General features: G+C 60.0%; 14 protein-coding genes. 6 read left to right on the forward strand and 8 right to left on the reverse strand.

Going from position 1 to position 16,107, the window contains the following annotated elements; genetic code table 11:
• Window positions 1-22: 22 nt before the first annotated feature.
• Window positions 23-2,896 carry an EAL domain-containing protein gene (locus HKK55_RS25195; protein WP_169357083.1) on the reverse strand — a complete coding sequence of 958 codons (2,874 nt, stop codon included), beginning with the start codon at window positions 2,894-2,896 and terminating at the stop codon, window positions 23-25.
• A gap of 256 nt (window positions 2,897-3,152) precedes the next feature.
• Between HKK55_RS25195 and uvrD the strand changes: the two genes are divergently transcribed.
• The 3 genes from uvrD to HKK55_RS25210 all read left to right on the forward strand — a co-directional run bounded on the left by uvrD (window position 3,153) and on the right by HKK55_RS25210 (window position 6,942).
• A complete protein-coding gene (uvrD, locus tag HKK55_RS25200; RefSeq protein ID WP_155582372.1) occupies window positions 3,153-5,336 on the forward strand; it encodes a DNA helicase II in 2,184 nt (727 codons plus the stop codon).
• 189 nt (window positions 5,337-5,525) lie between these two features.
• The gene (locus HKK55_RS25205; protein ID WP_155582371.1) at window positions 5,526-6,398 is read left to right on the forward strand and encodes a Tim44 domain-containing protein; all 873 of its coding nucleotides are present in this window, start codon (window positions 5,526-5,528) and stop codon (window positions 6,396-6,398) included.
• Window positions 6,399-6,534: 136 nt separating this feature from the next.
• On the forward strand, window positions 6,535-6,942 hold the full coding sequence (locus HKK55_RS25210) for an SMI1/KNR4 family protein (protein ID WP_169357085.1): 408 nt from the start codon (window positions 6,535-6,537) through the stop codon (window positions 6,940-6,942).
• A gap of 80 nt (window positions 6,943-7,022) precedes the next feature.
• On the opposite strand, the gene HKK55_RS25215 is transcribed toward HKK55_RS25210, so the two are convergent.
• The gene (locus tag HKK55_RS25215) at window positions 7,023-8,786 is read right to left on the reverse strand and encodes a cation:proton antiporter (RefSeq protein WP_169357086.1); all 1,764 of its coding nucleotides are present in this window, start codon (window positions 8,784-8,786) and stop codon (window positions 7,023-7,025) included.
• A 284-nt stretch (window positions 8,787-9,070) separates the two neighbouring features.
• Between HKK55_RS25215 and HKK55_RS25220 the strand changes: the two genes are divergently transcribed.
• Window positions 9,071-9,556 carry an acyl-CoA thioesterase gene (locus HKK55_RS25220; RefSeq protein WP_138762545.1) on the forward strand — a complete coding sequence of 162 codons (486 nt, stop codon included), beginning with the start codon at window positions 9,071-9,073 and terminating at the stop codon, window positions 9,554-9,556.
• Between the two features lie 128 nt (window positions 9,557-9,684).
• On the opposite strand, the gene pdxY is transcribed toward HKK55_RS25220, so the two are convergent.
• Window positions 9,685-10,557, reverse strand: a complete 873-nt coding sequence (gene pdxY, locus HKK55_RS25225; protein WP_169357088.1) for a pyridoxal kinase PdxY — start codon at window positions 10,555-10,557, stop codon at window positions 9,685-9,687.
• Between the two features lie 117 nt (window positions 10,558-10,674).
• Between pdxY and HKK55_RS25230 the strand changes: the two genes are divergently transcribed.
• Window positions 10,675-11,067, forward strand: a complete 393-nt coding sequence (locus tag HKK55_RS25230; RefSeq protein WP_169357090.1) for a DUF3301 domain-containing protein — start codon at window positions 10,675-10,677, stop codon at window positions 11,065-11,067.
• On the opposite strand, the gene HKK55_RS25235 is transcribed toward HKK55_RS25230, so the two are convergent.
• The 4 genes from HKK55_RS25235 to dksA are packed head-to-tail and all read right to left on the reverse strand — an operon-like array spanning window position 11,061 to window position 14,353.
• Window positions 11,061-12,023 carry a GTP-binding protein gene (locus HKK55_RS25235; RefSeq protein WP_169357091.1) on the reverse strand — a complete coding sequence of 321 codons (963 nt, stop codon included), beginning with the start codon at window positions 12,021-12,023 and terminating at the stop codon, window positions 11,061-11,063. The genes HKK55_RS25230 and HKK55_RS25235 overlap by 7 nt on opposite strands.
• A 45-nt stretch (window positions 12,024-12,068) precedes the next feature.
• Window positions 12,069-12,713 carry a DUF1826 domain-containing protein gene (locus HKK55_RS25240; RefSeq protein ID WP_169357093.1) on the reverse strand — a complete coding sequence of 215 codons (645 nt, stop codon included), beginning with the start codon at window positions 12,711-12,713 and terminating at the stop codon, window positions 12,069-12,071.
• Window positions 12,713-13,921: a zinc metallochaperone GTPase ZigA gene (zigA, locus tag HKK55_RS25245; protein WP_169357095.1), complete on the reverse strand. Its 1,209-nt coding sequence runs from the start codon at window positions 13,919-13,921 to the stop codon at window positions 12,713-12,715. Before zigA ends, HKK55_RS25240 begins: the two co-directional genes overlap by 1 nt.
• 27 nt (window positions 13,922-13,948) lie before the next feature.
• On the reverse strand, window positions 13,949-14,353 hold the full coding sequence (gene dksA / locus HKK55_RS25250; protein WP_169357097.1) for an RNA polymerase-binding protein DksA: 405 nt from the start codon (window positions 14,351-14,353) through the stop codon (window positions 13,949-13,951).
• A gap of 125 nt (window positions 14,354-14,478) precedes the next feature.
• Between dksA and HKK55_RS25255 the strand changes: the two genes are divergently transcribed.
• Window positions 14,479-14,847: a glutamine synthetase gene (locus HKK55_RS25255; protein ID WP_169357099.1), complete on the forward strand. Its 369-nt coding sequence runs from the start codon at window positions 14,479-14,481 to the stop codon at window positions 14,845-14,847.
• On the opposite strand, the gene HKK55_RS25260 is transcribed toward HKK55_RS25255, so the two are convergent.
• A complete protein-coding gene (locus HKK55_RS25260; RefSeq protein ID WP_169357101.1) occupies window positions 14,844-16,055 on the reverse strand; it encodes an N-acetylmuramoyl-L-alanine amidase in 1,212 nt (403 codons plus the stop codon). The genes HKK55_RS25255 and HKK55_RS25260 overlap by 4 nt on opposite strands.
• Between the last annotated feature and the right edge of the window lie 52 nt (window positions 16,056-16,107).

Genomic DNA, 16,107 nt, shown 5'->3' on the forward strand with positions numbered 1-16,107 from the left:
TGCTGGGGCAGCCTACGTTCAGCTACGGAAAATTCGCATTTTTTCGTAACAAATCCGCCAAGCCATCGGCCTCCATTGGCCGACTGATCAAATAGCCCTGCACCTCATCGCATTGCTCGGCCCGCAGGAAATCCAGCTGCTGCTGATCCTCTACACCCTCGGCCACCACCTTGAGCGCCAAGCCATGAGCCATGGCGATGATCGCTCGGGTAATCGCCGCGTCTTCACGGCCCTGACCCAGGCCACGGATGAAGGTTTGGTCGATCTTCACGTAGTCCACCGGGATGCGCTTGAGGTAACTGAGGGACGAGTAGCCGGTACCAAAGTCATCGATGGCCAGTTTCACCCCCAGATCCCGCAGTTGCTGGAAGGTGGAGATGATGTGCTCGACACTGTCGAGCAACTGGCTTTCCGTCAGTTCCAGCTCCAGGTACTGCGGCGCCAGGCCGGTTTCATCCAGTACTTGCCGCACCAGGCTGACCAGCTTGCCCTGGCGCAACTGGTGCACCGACAGGTTCACCGACACCCGAATCGGTGCCAGCCCCTGGCGTTGCCACTCGCACGCCTGCCAACACGCCTGGCGCAGGACAAACTCACCCAGCGGCACGATCAACCCGGTTTCTTCCGCCAGGCCGATAAAGTCACCGGGCGGCACCCTGCCCCATTGCGGATGATCCCAACGAACCAGCGCCTCGACAGCGTTCATCTTGCCCGTGGCCAGGCACAACTTGGGCTGGTAATAGACGTTGAGCTGGCGCTCCTCGATGGCCTTGCGCAACTGGTTCTCCAACTGCAAACGTTCCAGGGTGCTGGCCTGCAGGCTGTCGGTATAGAACTGGAAGTTGTTGCCGCCCAAGTGCTTGGCATGTTGCATGGCCATGTTCGACTGACTGACCAGCGCAGAAATTTCCCGCGCATTGTCCGGCAACAGACTGACGCCGATTGAGGCGCTAACCACCAGCTCATGCCCTTCCACCGTCACCGGCACCCGCAGCTTGGCCAGCAGACGGGTCGCCACCCGCGCCAGGCTCGACAAGCTGCCATAGGCATCAAACAGCACGGCGAACTCATCCCCCGAGAGACGGGCAATGGTGTCGGCTTCCGGCAAGGCATTAATCAGGCGCCGGGCCATTTTCTGCAACAGCTGGTCGGCCACTTCATGACCGAGGCTGTCATTGAGCAGCTTGAAGCGGTCCAGGTTGATGTGCAGCAAGGCCAGGCTGCGGCCGCCCTGGCGTACCCGCTGATGGGCTTCACGCAGCCGCTCATGGAACAGTGAGCGATTGGCCAGGCCGGTCAATTCGTCGTAATGAGTGAGGTAACGCATGCGCTCTTCAGATTCGCGTCGAGCGGAAAGATCGGCAAAAAACCCCACGATATGACTGACATTTCCCCGAACATCGCGCACGACATTCAGTTGCAGCCATTGCGGATAGAGCTCGCCGTTTTTGCGCGCCTCCACCAGCTCGCCTTGCCAGGTGCCATGGCTTTGCAGGGCTTGGTGGATCACCGGAAAGTGACGCCGGGCGTCGCGGCTGCTGGGCAGTTCCACGACGTTGCGCCCCAGCATGTCGTCAATATCAAAACCGGTCACACGGCTGAATGCCTGGTTCACCGCAAGCAGCGCATAGTCCGGATCAAGGATCACAATACCTTCACTGGCGGCCTCGAACACCGTGGACGCCAACCGTTGCTGCTCTTCTATGGCTTTGCCGGCGCTGATATCGCGTCGAGTACCCAGCATCCGCGTGACCCGGCCGTTAGCCGCATGTTCCACAGCACGACCCCGGTCCTGAATCCAGACCCAATGCCCGTCGCCATGGCGTATCCGGTATTCCACCTGATAATCCTCGCTACGACCTTTGAGATGCTCCACCAGGGCACGCTTGAGCAGAGGCAGATCATCCGGATGCAGGCGTGGCTTGAGATGGCTGAGAACCGCAGTGACGTATTCCGGCTCCAGGCCGAACAGCTCCTTGAGCTGGGTGTGGTGGACCTCGTCGGTTTGCAGGTTCCAATCCCACAAGCCCAATTCGCTGGCCTGTAACGCCATGGCCAGACGGGCTTCGCTTTTGCGCAGGGCCAGGCTGGTAGCGCCCAGTTCCTGGCTGCGCTGTTCGACGCGCTGTTGCAAACCGACCTGCGCCTCTCGTAACTCCTGTTCTACCTGACGCCGCTGCTCCACTTCGCGAACCAGCTCCTGATTCAATTGTTCGCTGCGCTGGCGGGCTTGCTGCAAGTGCTCGATCAATGCCTGGTTCTGGAAGCGCCGCAACAGTCCACGCTGAATCAGACGATTGACCTGCCACGCCACCACGCTCAGGGACGCCAGCAGAATCAGGCACAAGCAGCCCCAACCTTGCAGCTGCGGGTCACCACTCCAGAACAGATAAACAATGGCAGGCACCAAACAAGGCAAGGCAAACGACAGGAACGCCAACAGGCTCACGGCATAGGCGACACTGGCGGACAGCGTCGCCACACCGATCAAGCCGAACACCCAGGCCTGTTGAGCGAAACTGTCTACCGGCACCAGGGCAATGGCCGCACTGGCCAGCGTCAAGCCGCTCACCGCCGACCCCAACATGAACATGCGGCGCCAGATCGGCTGCGCCTGGCGGCTCGGCATCGCTGAGTCGAACGCAGCCACCTGAATCACCCGCAAGGCCACCAGCGCCAGCAGCCACACCAGCCAAACGCTGACCAGCAGATAGCGCTGCGGGCTCCAGAGCAACCAGGCGCAGACCAGACCGTTGAGCAACATCAATAAGGTAGGCAACAGCGAGCCTTGGTACAGCAGGCGCGTGCGCTCGACCGCCATCTCCATGGCGTAGTGTTTGCGAATAACCTGCGCCGGCGCCACAGCGGGCCCAGACAGGTCAGAGCTAAGGGTCATAGGCAGTGTTCTTATAATGGTGAGCCCGAAACGTGGACGGAGCATACACAAGCAAACGTGCAGACCAAACAGCTGCGGATCATAAAAATGGGTCGTCAAATGGGCGCAAACCTTGGAGCCAGAGGGGCTGAGCGAGACGGGGCGCGGGTTGTGGGGGATGACCAGCCGGTCATCATTGGGAGCAGATTGTTGGTTTTCCTTCGACCACCGGGCATTGGGATTTGCCCCCCTTCCCCCGGCACCCTAGAATGCGCCGATGCGCGATGATCTCTCTCTTTTGCTGAACTCCCTCAACGATGCCCAACGCCAGGCCGTAGCAGCCTCCGTCGGCCGTCAGTTGGTCCTGGCCGGTGCTGGCTCCGGTAAAACCCGAGTGCTGGTGCACCGTATCGCCTGGTTGATCCAGGTCGAAAACGCCTCACCTCATTCAATCCTGTCGGTGACCTTCACCAATAAGGCTGCTGCCGAGATGCGCCATCGCATCGAGCAGTTGATGGGCATCAGCCCAGCCGGCATGTGGGTCGGTACCTTCCACGGCCTGGCGCACCGCCTGTTGCGGGCCCATTGGCAGGAAGCCGGGCTGAGCCAGACGTTCCAGATTCTCGACAGCGACGACCAGCAACGCCTGGTCAAGCGGGTGATCCGCGAATTGGGCCTGGACGAACAACGTTGGCCGGCCCGTCAGGCCCAGTGGTTCATCAACGGCCAGAAAGACGAAGGCCTGCGCCCGCAACACATCCAGGCCAGCGGCGACCTGTTCCTGGCGACCATGCGCAGCATCTATGAAGCCTACGAAGTGGCCTGCCAGCGTGCGGGCGTCATCGACTTCTCCGAACTGCTGCTGCGCGCCCTCGACCTGTGGCGCGACAACCCGGGCTTGCTGGCGCATTACCAGAAGCGCTTCCGCCATATCCTCGTGGACGAGTTCCAGGACACCAACGCCGTGCAGTACGCCTGGTTGCGCCTGCTGGCCAAGGGCGGCGACAGCCTGATGGTGGTGGGCGACGACGATCAGTCAATCTACGGCTGGCGCGGTGCGAAAATAGAGAACATCTACCAGTACTCCGACGACTTCCCGGACGCCGAAACCATTCGCCTGGAGCAGAACTATCGCTCCACTGCCGGGATTCTCAAGGCCGCCAACGCCCTGATCGCCAACAACACCGGGCGCATGGGCAAAGAACTGTGGACTGACGGCGGCGAAGGCGAAGCGATCAACCTCTACGCGGCGTTCAACGAGCACGATGAAGCGCGCTACGTGGTGGAAACCATCGAAAGCGCCCTGAAAACCGGCCTGGCCCGCAGCGATATCGCCATTCTGTACCGCTCCAACGCCCAATCCCGAGTGCTGGAGGAGGCCTTGCTGCGCGAGCGCATTCCTTATCGCATCTATGGCGGCCAGCGCTTCTTCGAGCGGGCGGAAATCAAGAACGCCATGGCCTACCTGCGCTTGCTGGAAGGCCGTGGCAACGATGCGGCGCTGGAACGGGTGATCAATATCCCGGCCCGTGGCATCGGCGAGAAAACCGTCGAGGCCATCCGCGACCACGCCCGTCACAGTGACGTGTCGATGTGGGAAGCCATGCGCCTGCTGATCGCCAACAAGGGCCTGACCGGTCGTGCTGCCGGTGCCTTGGGGGTGTTTGTCGAGTTGATCGAGAACCTGGCCGCCAAGTGCATGGAAATGCCCCTGCACTTGATGACCCAGACCGTGATCGAACAATCCGGCCTGATCGCTTACCACGAAGCGGAAAAGGGTGAGAAAGGCCAGGCTCGGGTAGAAAACCTTGAGGAACTGGTCAGCGCCGCCCGTGCGTTTGAAAACAGCGAAGAAGATGCTGAGCTGTCGCCGCTGGCCGCCTTCCTGGGGCACGCGTCGCTGGAAGCCGGTGATACCCAGGCCGACGAGCACGAAGACAGCGTCCAACTGATGACCCTGCACAGCGCCAAGGGCCTGGAATTCCCCTACGTGTTCCTAGTGGGCATGGAAGAAGGCCTGTTCCCTCACAAGATGAGCCTGGAAGAACCGGGCCGCCTGGAAGAGGAGCGCCGCCTGGCCTATGTCGGCATCACCCGCGCCATGCACAACCTGGTGATGACCTACGCCGAAACCCGACGTCTGTACGGCAGCGAGACCTACAACAAGGTGTCGCGCTTCGTACGTGAAGTACCGAAGGGACTGATTCAGGAAGTGCGGTTGTCCAACAGCGTCAGCCGGCCCTTCGGCGGTGGCCAACAGCAGAACTCCAGCAGTATGTTTGCCGGTTCTGAAATTCCCGAGACACCGTTCAGCCTTGGCCAACAGGTCAAGCATGCGATCTTCGGCGAAGGCGTGATCCTCAACTTCGAAGGCGCTGGCGCCCAGGCCCGGGTACAGGTGAACTTCGCCGAGGGCAGCAAGTGGCTGATGATGGGTTATGCCAAGTTGGAAGCGATTTAAAGTCCCGCCGCACATGAAGGTATATGGCCCGCCCTTGTTTTTACGGGAGACGGGCCAATATCTGTAATACATCCTACAGACCATTCTGATTCGGTCTTACGCAAAAGCCCGAAACATTATGTCGCTAGCCACTGTCACGACACCTGTGCAACATGGCGCGCGTGCAATCCACAAATGGGAATTCCCTTTATGAAACGTTTTCTTAGCATCGCCATGGCGTTGTGCATCGGCCTGACGATGAGCCTCGACGCCAACGCCAAGCGCTTCGGTGGCGGCAAAAGCATGGGTTCGGCGCCGAGCCACCAGACCAGCCAAATGGCCCCATCCGCTGGTGGTATGGGCGGCGCCGCTGCTACCGCCGGTGCTGCCGGTGCCGCGGGCGCTGCTGCCAAGGCTGGCGGTGCTTCGCGCTGGTTGGGCCCTCTGGCCGGTATCGCTGCCGGCGGCCTGCTCGCTTCCATGTTCATGGGCGGCGGCTTCCAGGGCATGCAGATCTTCGACATCCTGATCATGGCGGTCATCGGCTTTGTGATCTTCCGCTTCATCGCCGCCCGTCGACGCAAGCAGCAGGAGCACATGGCTCCGGCTGGCGCGCCGATGCAGCGTGAAGTATTCGAGCAAAAGCCTGCCATGGGTTCGATCTTCGGTGGTTCGGCCGCACCTGCTGCCGCTCGTCCGGTCATCAATGCACCTGCCTGGTTCAACGAAGAGCGTTTCGTTGAAGCGGCACGCAACCACTTCCAGTCCCTGCAGCAACACTGGGACGCCAACGAAATGGACAAGATCGCCGAGTTCGTGACTCCACAGCTGCTCGAGTTCCTCAAGCGCGAACGCGCTGACCTGGGCGAAGGCTTCCAGTCGACCTACATCGACGACCTGCGCGTACAGCTGGAAGGTGTGGATGACCGTGCCGACAAGACCATCGCCACCCTGACTTTCAGCGGCGTGTCGAAAACCTCGCGTTTCGACCAGGGCGAAGTGTTCAGCGAAAGCTGGAACATGGAACGTCCGCAGGGCGAGAACCAGCCTTGGCTGGTGGCCGGTATCCGCCAGAACGGCTGATCCCCACGCGCTTTGAGCATGCAGTAACAAAAACCCCGGACTTGTCCGGGGTTTTCTATTTCACGGTTGCACTTATAGCGAGCTACTGTATAAAACGCCCCTATAAACCGCGCCATCTAGCAAGAGGATCCCGGCCGTGGAAGAAGTCATCGAACAATTGCGTGAAGCCAACGAACCGGTTCCGGTTCCTCTGGAGCTGCCTGATGAAGACCAGATTGTGGAAATCGAGGAACAACTGTTCATCGATATCCCGTTCGTCTTCCGGGAATTTCTGCTGACCGTCAGCGACGTGGTCTACGGCAGCCTGGAGCCGGTGACCGTCACCGACCCACAATCCCACACCTACCTGCCAGACGTTGCCGCCAACGCCTGGGATGCAGGTGTTGACCGCAGCATGATCCCGATCTGCCAGAACGGCGACGACTACTACTGCGTCGAAGAAGACGGCACTGTGGTGCTGTGGTCCGGCGAAGAAGAACTCGTCACCGAAGAGACCTGGGAATCCGTGTGGCACTGGGCGCGGGACGTCTGGCTGGAAAGCTGAGACCTGGGGCAAGACCGCTTGTCGTGGCGAGCGAGCTTGCTCGCGTTGGGCTGCGAAGCAGCCCCAACCGCCAGGACCAGTTAGTGCTCCGGCGTATCCTTGTGGTTATCCAGGGTTTCCAGCAAGGCCACCTGCATCCGCGTATGCACGCGGATGAACCAGCGCCAGAGTACGGCGGCCACCGCGGCCGCCACTACGGCGATCAGCACGAGCAACTTGTTGGTTGGCAAAATGCTGGCCGACAAGGCTGCCAATAGCAGGAAAATCACCAACAACGAGAGCAGCGGGATCACTTCAGCGATCACCCGACGCACGCGCTGGGTATGGCGCCCGGCCATTTCCGGCTTGACGCTCATCTCTGCCAGCAACATCGACAGCGCCTTGAGCTTGCGGTACGCCGCGATCAGAAACGGCAGCGAAAGCAGCAGCGCCCCACCCCAGATCAACGCCTTCTGCCAGCTCGGATCACTGATCCAGCCTTCCAGATAACTGCCAATGCGCACCGCGAAGAAGCTGCCAGCAAAGAAGATCGCGATCACCAGCGCCAGATTCACCCCGACCTGCAGAATGATCTTGCGGATCATCGACGCCAGCATCGCGCCCTCGCCTTGGGGCTGAATACTGCGTAGCCACTCGCCATACATGCCGAATACCCGGCTCATACGCTTGGGCATCACCGCCGCAATCTTCAACGACAGCGGGTCGGCGCCACGAATCAGGTAAGGCGTGAGCAGCGTGGTAATGGCCGACACGGCCACCGCCACCGGATACAGGAAGTCGCTGGTCACCTGCAACGTCATCCCCAGCGCGGCGATGATGAACGAAAATTCGCCAATCTGTGACAGCCCCATCCCCACCCGCAACGACGTACGGCCATCATTACCCGCAATAAACGCCCCCAGTCCGCAGGACAACATCTTGCCCAGCACCACCGCCACGGTAATCACCGCGATCGGCCAGGCGTATTGCAGCAGGATCTGCGGGTCGATCATCAAGCCGATGGCAACAAAGAAGATCGCGCTGAACATGTCGCGAACCGGCTCGATCAAGCGCTCAATCTTCAGCAGTTGCCGGGACTCGGCCATGATCGCGCCGATCAGGAATGCGCCGAGCACCATGCTGTATTCCAGCTTGACCACCAGCAGGCAGAAGCCAAAACACAGGCCCAACACCGTGATCAACAGCATCTCGTTGCTTTCAAATTTGGCGACGTATTCCAGTAGCCGTGGCACCAGCAAAATGCCGATGACCAACGCGACGATCATAAACAACGAGAGCTTGCCGACGGTGGAGAACACCTCGCCGGAGCTGACCGTGCCGCTGACGGCGATGCTCGACAGCAAGGCGATGATACCGATGCCGAGGATGTCTTCGACGATCAGCACGCCGAAGATCAACTGGGCAAAGCGCTGGTTCTTCATCTTCAGGTCATTGAGCGCCTTGACGATGATAGTGGTCGAGGAGATCGCCAGGATCGCGCCGAGGAACAGTGAGTCCATGGTGTTCCAGTCGAACCAGCGGCCGATTTCGTAGCCAATCCAGATCATCAGGATGATTTCCAGGAAGGCCGCGATAAACGCGGTGGCACCGACCTTGAACAGCTTGCGCAGGCTGAACTCCAGGCCCAGGCAGAACATCAGGAAGATCACCCCCAGTTCGGCCAGGGTCTTGATGGTCTCTTCATCGTGGATCAGGCCGAACGGCGGGGTGTGAGGGCCAATGATGAAGCCGGCGACGATGTACCCCAGGACCACCGGTTGCTTGAGGCGGTGAAACAGAATGGTGACCACCCCTGCCACTAACATGATCACGGCCAGGTCCTGGATAAAGCTGATGGCGTGCATGGCGAGGGGCTCCTTGAGGGTACTGGCGCTTTTGTTCGCTTCCGTGCAACGGTCGTAATAAGCGGAAGGAAAAATCTGCCTTGATCGTAAGAAAGGCCCTTGAACTGGGCTTTTGAAGGGTAACACCGCGACTTCCAGCAGAAAGCCGGTGCAATATATGGAAACAGATCGCTCCAGGCGTGACGGCAAGCCGCATGACGGCGTCCCGTTAGGAATGGCTCTGCAAAGATTTCAGCACCCGCAGAGGTGCCACCCCAACCAATGCCTATAACCGTGAGTGTGCTATGGAACCCGGAAACGCCCAGCTGTCGATGACGGTACTGATGACCCCTGACATGGCCAACTTCTCTGGCAATGTCCACGGCGGCACCCTGCTCAAGTACCTCGACGAAGTCGCCTACGCCTGCGCCAGCCGTTACGCCGGACGCTATGTAGTCACCCTGTCGGTGGACCAGGTGATTTTTCGCGAGCCGATCCATGTCGGTGAGCTGGTGACCTTCCTGGCCTCGGTCAACTACACCGGCAACACCTCGATGGAAGTGGGAATCAAGGTAGTCACCGAGAATATTCGCGAACGCTCGGTACGCCATACCAATAGCTGCTTCTTCACCATGGTGGCGGTGGACGACCAGCGCAAGCCGGCTGTCGTCCCGCCGTTGCAACCGCAGAACAGCGAGGACAAGCGTCGTTTTGTCCAGGCTCAGCAGCGCCGGCAGATTCGTCAAGAGCTGGAGAAGCGGTACCGCGAAATCAAAGCGGACGCGCCCTGATTCCAGGGTGTGAACCCTATCCAGTGTGAGAGCTGGCTTGCCTGCGATTGCGATGTGACTGCCGATATCTCTTCTGGATATGAGGCCCTCATCGCAGGCAAGCCAGCTCCCACATTCAAGTTGCGTTTCTACAGGCTGATCGGCGTGGCTTCAAAGCGGACTCGCGGGTGCGCGATCCGGTCCTGGGCACGCACCAGCTCCAATTCGTAGCTGGCACAGGCCTGGGTTTCCAGCAGCACTTCATGCACCGCCGCCGCAGTGAACTCGAACGCGGCCAGCAGGCTGTCGCCCAACAGCACCCGCGCCAGGAACAGGCCTGAAGTCAGGTCGCCCACCCCCACCGGCTGGCGAGGGAATGCCAGCAACGGCCGGCGCAGATGCCAGCTGCCATCGGCAGTCACCAGCAGCATCTCGAATCCGTCCGGCAGTTTGCCAGGGTAATCCAAGTGTTTGACCAGCACCGCCTTCGGCCCACGGGCCAGCAATGCGCGCGCCATGCCCAGGCAATCGAACAGTGACTGCGGCTTGCGCCCGGCGAAGCTTTCCAGTTCCAGTTGGTTGGGGCACAGGAAGTCCGCCATGGCGGCCGCTTCTTCCAGCAGAAAATCGCTGACTTCCTGGGGCACGATGCAGCCTTTTTCCGCATGGCCCATTACCGGGTCGCACAGGTACAAGGCCTTGGGGTTGATCGCCTTGATCCGCGCCACACCGGTAAGGATCGCCCGGCCCTGGGCCGCGCTGCCCAGATAGCCCGACAACACCGCATCACAGTTGCCCAACTCGCCAATGGCCGCGATGCCTTCCACCAGTGCAGGAATTTGCTGCGGCGCCAACACTTCTCCCGCCCACTGACCATACTGAGTGTGGTTAGAGAACTGCACCGTGTTGAGCGGCCAGACATTCACCCCGACCCGCTGCATGGGGAACACGGCGGCGCTGTTTCCGGCGTGGCCAAAGACCACATGGGACTGGATCGCAAGCAGATGAGGGGTACGTTTCATGCGGAAAATGTCCGTAAAGCCGTTGAAATTCTGGCCGCGCAGTATGCGACTAAACGCAGCCTGTACGACAGACCGAAGACACAGTTAAGCTGGCCGTACTTTGTTGGAGTTCATCGAATGCTGACCCTGGGAAATATCTTGGTGCTGATGCTACTGGCGACCGGCGCCGCCTGGCTGTGGCACAACCACGGCCTGCGGGAGCGGGCGCTGGAACGGGTCAAGCAGCATTGCGCCAAGCTCGACATCGAGCTGCTGGACGGTGCCGTGGCGCTCAAACGCATCGGTTTTGTGAAGGATGCCAGCGGTCGCAAGCGGCTGGCACGGATTTATAACTTCGAGTTTACCGTGACCGGCGAAGCGCGCCACCCAGGGACTATCACGCAGTTTGGCGCCCACAGTGCGCAAATCGAACTGGCACCCTACCCGTTCGAGATCAAGACGCCATTACCCAGTGCCGAGGTGATTGAGCTAAGCCAATGGCGCCAGGAGCACGGCAAAAGTCGTCACTGACGACAATCAGCCAAAGCTCGCTGCAGTTCGGCAACGTCCTGAGCATCACTGAAGATCAGTTCGATGCGTGAATCCCGACGCCACTCACTGGGCTGCCAAGTGAAGGTGGTGTTATCCACAGCGTTAGCCGAGCGCCAACCTTGCGGGCTGTGGATAACCAGCTTGGCCCGCCGCCAGCTCAGGGATTGCAGCCAGTGTTGCAGGCGTTGCGGGTCAAATTGCTGACTCGGGTGCCAGCGCCAGCCAATACTCCAGCCACCGTCCTGCGCCTGGCTCAAACAAATCGGCAACGCCAGATCACTCCAGATCGCCGGTATCTGCGCCAAGCCTTTGGGCACCTCAAACTTATCCACAACCCCGCCCGCCTGAGCGGCCACACCTGGTAACTGCGCCAAGGGCAGTTGTGCCTGGCGCGTCCAGTAGACCGGGCAGGCAGGCAGTCGCCCTTCAATTGCCAAGCGTTGCACTGCGTCCAGAGACTCATCCTTGTTCAACACCAGCAATCCAGCACTGGCCAGCGCTTCCCCTTGCGCATCCGGCAGTGGCTTACCAGCCGCCAGCGCCTGGGCGTCCAGTACCAGCACACAAGGTTGAACAGCCAGGACCTCTTGCCAGGGTGCTTCACGCAATTGCTTGAGCAACTGAGCCGGATGGCCCAGTCCGGAGGGTTCGATAAACAGCCGGTCTGGCTTGGCCTTACGCAACAAACGGCCCAGTCCTACCTGGAACGGCGCACCGTTGACACAGCACAGGCAGCCACCCGCCACTTCGCCCAAGGCGACGCCATCGTCATCATGCGTCAGCAGTGCGGCGTCCAGGCCAATCTGCCCGAACTCGTTGATCAACACCGCCCACCGCTCGTTGGCCGGGCGCTGGGCCAGCAGGTGCTTGATCAGGCTGGTCTTGCCGGCGCCCAATGGGCCCGCAATCACATGGGTGGGAATGTTCTGCAGCATGGAGGGCATCATTCAGACCGTGTAGAGAGATTTGATCCTACCCGGTTATGCCAACCAATCCAGCGTCAGAATCAACCGCCGTTCGTTGGCGTTCAGTTGCGGCGACCGGTGGATCAAGCCGAAACCTTCATTGCCGTGCCATTTTTCGCCCTTGAGCAGCGCCACTTCACCGCAGTGGATTTGCTCGAAACCGCTTTCGGGCTCTGCGTTGGCCTGGCTCAGGTGTCGACGCTCCATCACACCTTCCCGCAACCATTGGCTGCCGATACCGGCATAGGTGGTGATCAACCGTACCGGCACATGATCCACATGGAAACGTGGGCACATGGCCTTATCCAATAGGCGCAGACGCACGCCAATGCGCTTGGCGCCGAGCAAGCAAGCGAAAGCACTGACCAACCACGACACATCGGCGATAAAGCCTTCATAGCCTTCAAGATCGCTGCAACTGGAGGCCAATCCCTGTAAGTTCGGCTCCGCATCCTCGCCGCTCAACTCAATGACCAGCGACTCAGCCAAAGGCTCGTTCAACGAAATCAGCAGCTCACCAAACTCAGCAATGTGCAGGGGCAACTGGCGCTGCCACAAAGCCAGGTTCACGCCGTCTTCCAGGATATCAGCGAGTACCACCGGGGTTTCGCCGGCGGTCTGGCGGATCACCGGACGCAGTTTCAGGGTCGGTGCCAGCATCAGGCCGCAGCCTCCTCAAACCAGGGGCCAAAGGGGTCTGCCAGCAAGCGCCAACCTTCAACGCCCATGGCCATTTCGTCGTCAGTCAGCAGGCAATCGTCCAGCTCGGCAGTGAGCTTGGCGAAGTCGATGTTCTGCCCGATAAACACCAGTTCCTGGCGACAGTCGCCGGTGCTCGGCTGCCAGTTACCCATGATGGCTGCGACACTTTCCTCGTCCTGCGGCCACTGGCTCTTCGGTACAAAACGCCACCAGCGTCCGGCAAAACCATGACGCATCAGGCCGCCGGCCTGGGACCAACTGCCAGCGTCCTGGTGCTTGCTGGCCAGCCAGAAAAACCCTTTGGAGCGCAGCAACTTGCCGTTGACCCATGGCCGATCGATGAAGTCGAAGAAGCGCTGGGGATGGAACGGGCGGCGTGCGCGATAAGCGGTAGAAGCGATGCCGTACTCTTCGGTTTCCGGCACATGCTCGCCACGTAACTCCTGCAGCCAGCCCGGTGCCTGGGCTGCGCGCTCGAAGTCGAAACGGCCAGTGTTGAGGATCTTGGCCAGCGGCACTTCACCCATGACCATCGGGATGATTTCCGCCTGGGAATTGAGGCGTTCGAGAATCGCCATCAACTCCTGACGCTCATCACTGCTGATCAGGTCGATCTTGCTGATCAGTATCACGTCGGCGAATTCAATCTGCTCGATCAATAGGTCGGTGATGGAGCGTTCATCCTCTTCACCGAGGGTTTCGCCGCGCGACGCCAGGCTTTCCGCAGCCTGATAGTCGAGCAGGAAGTTCATACCATCAACCACCGTGACCATGGTGTCGAGGCGCGCGATGTCCGCCAGGCTTTGGTCGTTTTCATCGCGAAAGGTGAAGGTTTCAGCCACCGGCAGCGGCTCGGAAATACCGGTGGACTCAATCAGCAGGTAATCGAACCGACCTTCCTTGGCGAGTTTTCCGACTTCTTCGAGCAGGTCTTCGCGCAAGGTGCAGCAGATGCAACCATTGCTCATCTCCACCAGTTTTTCTTCGGAACGGTTGAGGGTGACGTCGCGCTGGACCTCGCTGCCATCAATATTGATTTCGCTCATGTCATTAACGATCACCGCCACCCGCAGGTTTTCGCGGTTGCGCAGAACATAGTTGAGCAGCGTGCTTTTACCGGCGCCGAGAAAACCGGACAGCACAGTAACGGGGAGACGATTGGGCATCAGGTAGTCCTCATCAAGGTTGGCCGGTCAAATCGCCCGTTGATGGCGTTCGCGCAGCTCTTCACGTTCTTTGGCTTCGATACACAGGGTGGCCGTAGGCCGTAGCAACAGGCGCTGTAGGCCAATCGCCTCGCCGGTTTCACGGCACCAGCCGTACTCACCGCGGGCCAGGTGCTCCAGGGCGTCATCGATCTTGTCCAGGAGCTTTTTCTCGCGCTCCAGCAGGCGCAATTGCCACTGGCGCTGTTCTTCGGCGCTGCCGACATCAGCAGGGTCGCTGTTGGGTTCTTGCTCGCGCAGCACCATGAATTCGGCATCGATACGTGCTTGCAGCTCATCGCGCTGGGCCAGCAACAGTCCGCGGAAGAAACCTTGCTGGGCTTCATTCATGTAATCGTTGGGTGATTGGGCGAGAAGGTCTTGTTCAGTCATGGGCGGGGTTCACGGATCAGGCTTTCTTTAATGTTATAGTATAACAATGCAAATAAGCCAATCCTCGCTTGCTCGCCGCGACGAAGGGCGCAATGCTTGAGCCCATCAATTCCCCGAGAAAGCCTATGAAATACCTGCTGTGCGGCCTGTTGCTGGTCGCTGCGACACACGCCAGCGCCCAGGCGCCAAGCCTGCTAGCCAGCTGCACTCGCAGCGCCAACCTGCTGTCGTGTGTGGATGCCGAAGGCAACGCCTATAGCGTCGCCACTGCCGGCAGCACCACGTATTTGCGGGGTTTCGAGGTGATCGGCAAACGCTATTGGGCCCAGACCAACAGCCGCTATGGGCAACTGACGTTCTTTACCGGGTTGGCGTCCGATGGTGAGGCGTGGGTCGGCTACACGCGGCGGGTGGGCTGGACCACCATCAACCGGTTTTCCAGTTCCGGAGGGGCCAGCGCCAAATTTACGTGTAGCCGAATTACCGGCTGCTAAACCTGACCTTTCTTCTGCTCCTGGGCCCAAGCCATATAGCTGTTCACCGGCGGATTCTTCTGGAAGTAACGCTGCAAACCTTCAAACAAACCGTCTGCCACCGCCTGCTGATAGCGCGCCGTGACCAGCCGCTGACTGTCACGGGCGTTGGAAATGAAGCCCGTTTCCACGAGGATCGACGGCACGTCCGGTGACTTGAGCACCGCGAATCCTGCCTGTTCCACACGTTTTTGATGCAGCGTGGTGATCCCCGCCAAACTGCCCAGCACCGTGCCACCCAGTTGCAGGCTGGCGGCGATGGTCGCGTTCATCGACATGTCGAGAATCACTCCGGCCAACATCGGGTCCTTGTCCTTGAGGTTGAGCAAGCTGGTCGCGCCCAACAGGTCGGCACCGTTTTCCCGTTGTGCCATGAAGCGTGCGGTGGCGGACGTCGCGCCGCCCTCAGACAAGGCGTAAACCGACGCACCAGAAGCCGTTAGCCGTGGCGCTGCATCTGCATGCACGGAGATAAACATGTCGGCCTTGTGCTTGCGAGCAATCTCTACCCGCTTGCGCAGCGGCACAAAGAAGTCGTCGTTGCGCACCAGTTTCACGTCAAAGCCCTTCTCGCGTTTCAAGCGTTTGGCCAGCAATTGGGCGATCGACAACACCACATCTTTTTCCCGCTCGCCCTTGGAGCCAATGGCGCCTGGATCCTTGCCACCGTGGCCGGGGTCGACCACCACGATGATGTCGCGCTTGGGGTGAGCCTTGTCTATCGGCCCAGCCAATGGCGCCGCAGCGGCGGCGATCTGCAGAGGCGCCTTCGTGGCGCTGGTCAAATCCAGTACCAGGCGATGACCCTGGCCGTCCTGTGGCGGCAACAGAAAGCTGTTGAGCTGCATCGGCGCGGCGAGATCCAGGACGATGCGCGTATCACCCTGGCCGAAATGCCCGGAGCGAATCGAGGTAATGCCGCTATTGGCCAACGCCAGTTGGCTGAAATCACCACTCAGCTTCGAGCCGGAGAGATCAATGATCAACCGCTCCGGCGCGGTCAGGGAAAAGGTCTTGTACTGCACCGGCCCGCTGAGATCGAACACCAACCGCAACTTGTCATCCGAACGCCATAGGCGGGCATTGCGAATCTGCGTGGCCGAAACGCCGAAGGGCAACGTGAATACTGCGCTGGCCAGCAGCAGGTTGAGGAGTTGACGTCTGTGCATGACATATACCGCGAATGGGGGAGCGTCCGTACTCGACATGACTGAATAAAAA

The sequence above is a fragment of the Pseudomonas sp. ADAK18 genome (genome assembly GCF_012935695.1).
Classification (GTDB): domain Bacteria; phylum Pseudomonadota; class Gammaproteobacteria; order Pseudomonadales; family Pseudomonadaceae; genus Aquipseudomonas.

Coding starts and splice junctions, on each gene's coding strand:
- HKK55_RS25255 (WP_169357099.1), top strand. CDS start 14,479: ATGAAATACCTGCTGTGCGGCCTGTTGCTGGTCGCTGCGACACACGCC.
- HKK55_RS25260 (WP_169357101.1), bottom strand. CDS start 16,055: ATGCACAGACGTCAACTCCTCAACCTGCTGCTGGCCAGCGCAGTATTC.
- HKK55_RS25195 (WP_169357083.1), bottom strand. CDS start 2,896: ATGACCCTTAGCTCTGACCTGTCTGGGCCCGCTGTGGCGCCGGCGCAG.
- HKK55_RS25220 (WP_138762545.1), top strand. CDS start 9,071: ATGGAACCCGGAAACGCCCAGCTGTCGATGACGGTACTGATGACCCCT.
- uvrD (WP_155582372.1), top strand. CDS start 3,153: ATGCGCGATGATCTCTCTCTTTTGCTGAACTCCCTCAACGATGCCCAA.
- HKK55_RS25235 (WP_169357091.1), bottom strand. CDS start 12,023: ATGCTGCAGAACATTCCCACCCATGTGATTGCGGGCCCATTGGGCGCC.
- zigA (WP_169357095.1), bottom strand. CDS start 13,921: ATGCCCAATCGTCTCCCCGTTACTGTGCTGTCCGGTTTTCTCGGCGCC.
- HKK55_RS25215 (WP_169357086.1), bottom strand. CDS start 8,786: ATGCACGCCATCAGCTTTATCCAGGACCTGGCCGTGATCATGTTAGTG.
- pdxY (WP_169357088.1), bottom strand. CDS start 10,557: ATGAAACGTACCCCTCATCTGCTTGCGATCCAGTCCCATGTGGTCTTT.
- HKK55_RS25205 (WP_155582371.1), top strand. CDS start 5,526: ATGAAACGTTTTCTTAGCATCGCCATGGCGTTGTGCATCGGCCTGACG.
- HKK55_RS25240 (WP_169357093.1), bottom strand. CDS start 12,713: ATGCTGGCACCGACCCTGAAACTGCGTCCGGTGATCCGCCAGACCGCC.
- HKK55_RS25230 (WP_169357090.1), top strand. CDS start 10,675: ATGCTGACCCTGGGAAATATCTTGGTGCTGATGCTACTGGCGACCGGC.
- dksA (WP_169357097.1), bottom strand. CDS start 14,353: ATGACTGAACAAGACCTTCTCGCCCAATCACCCAACGATTACATGAAT.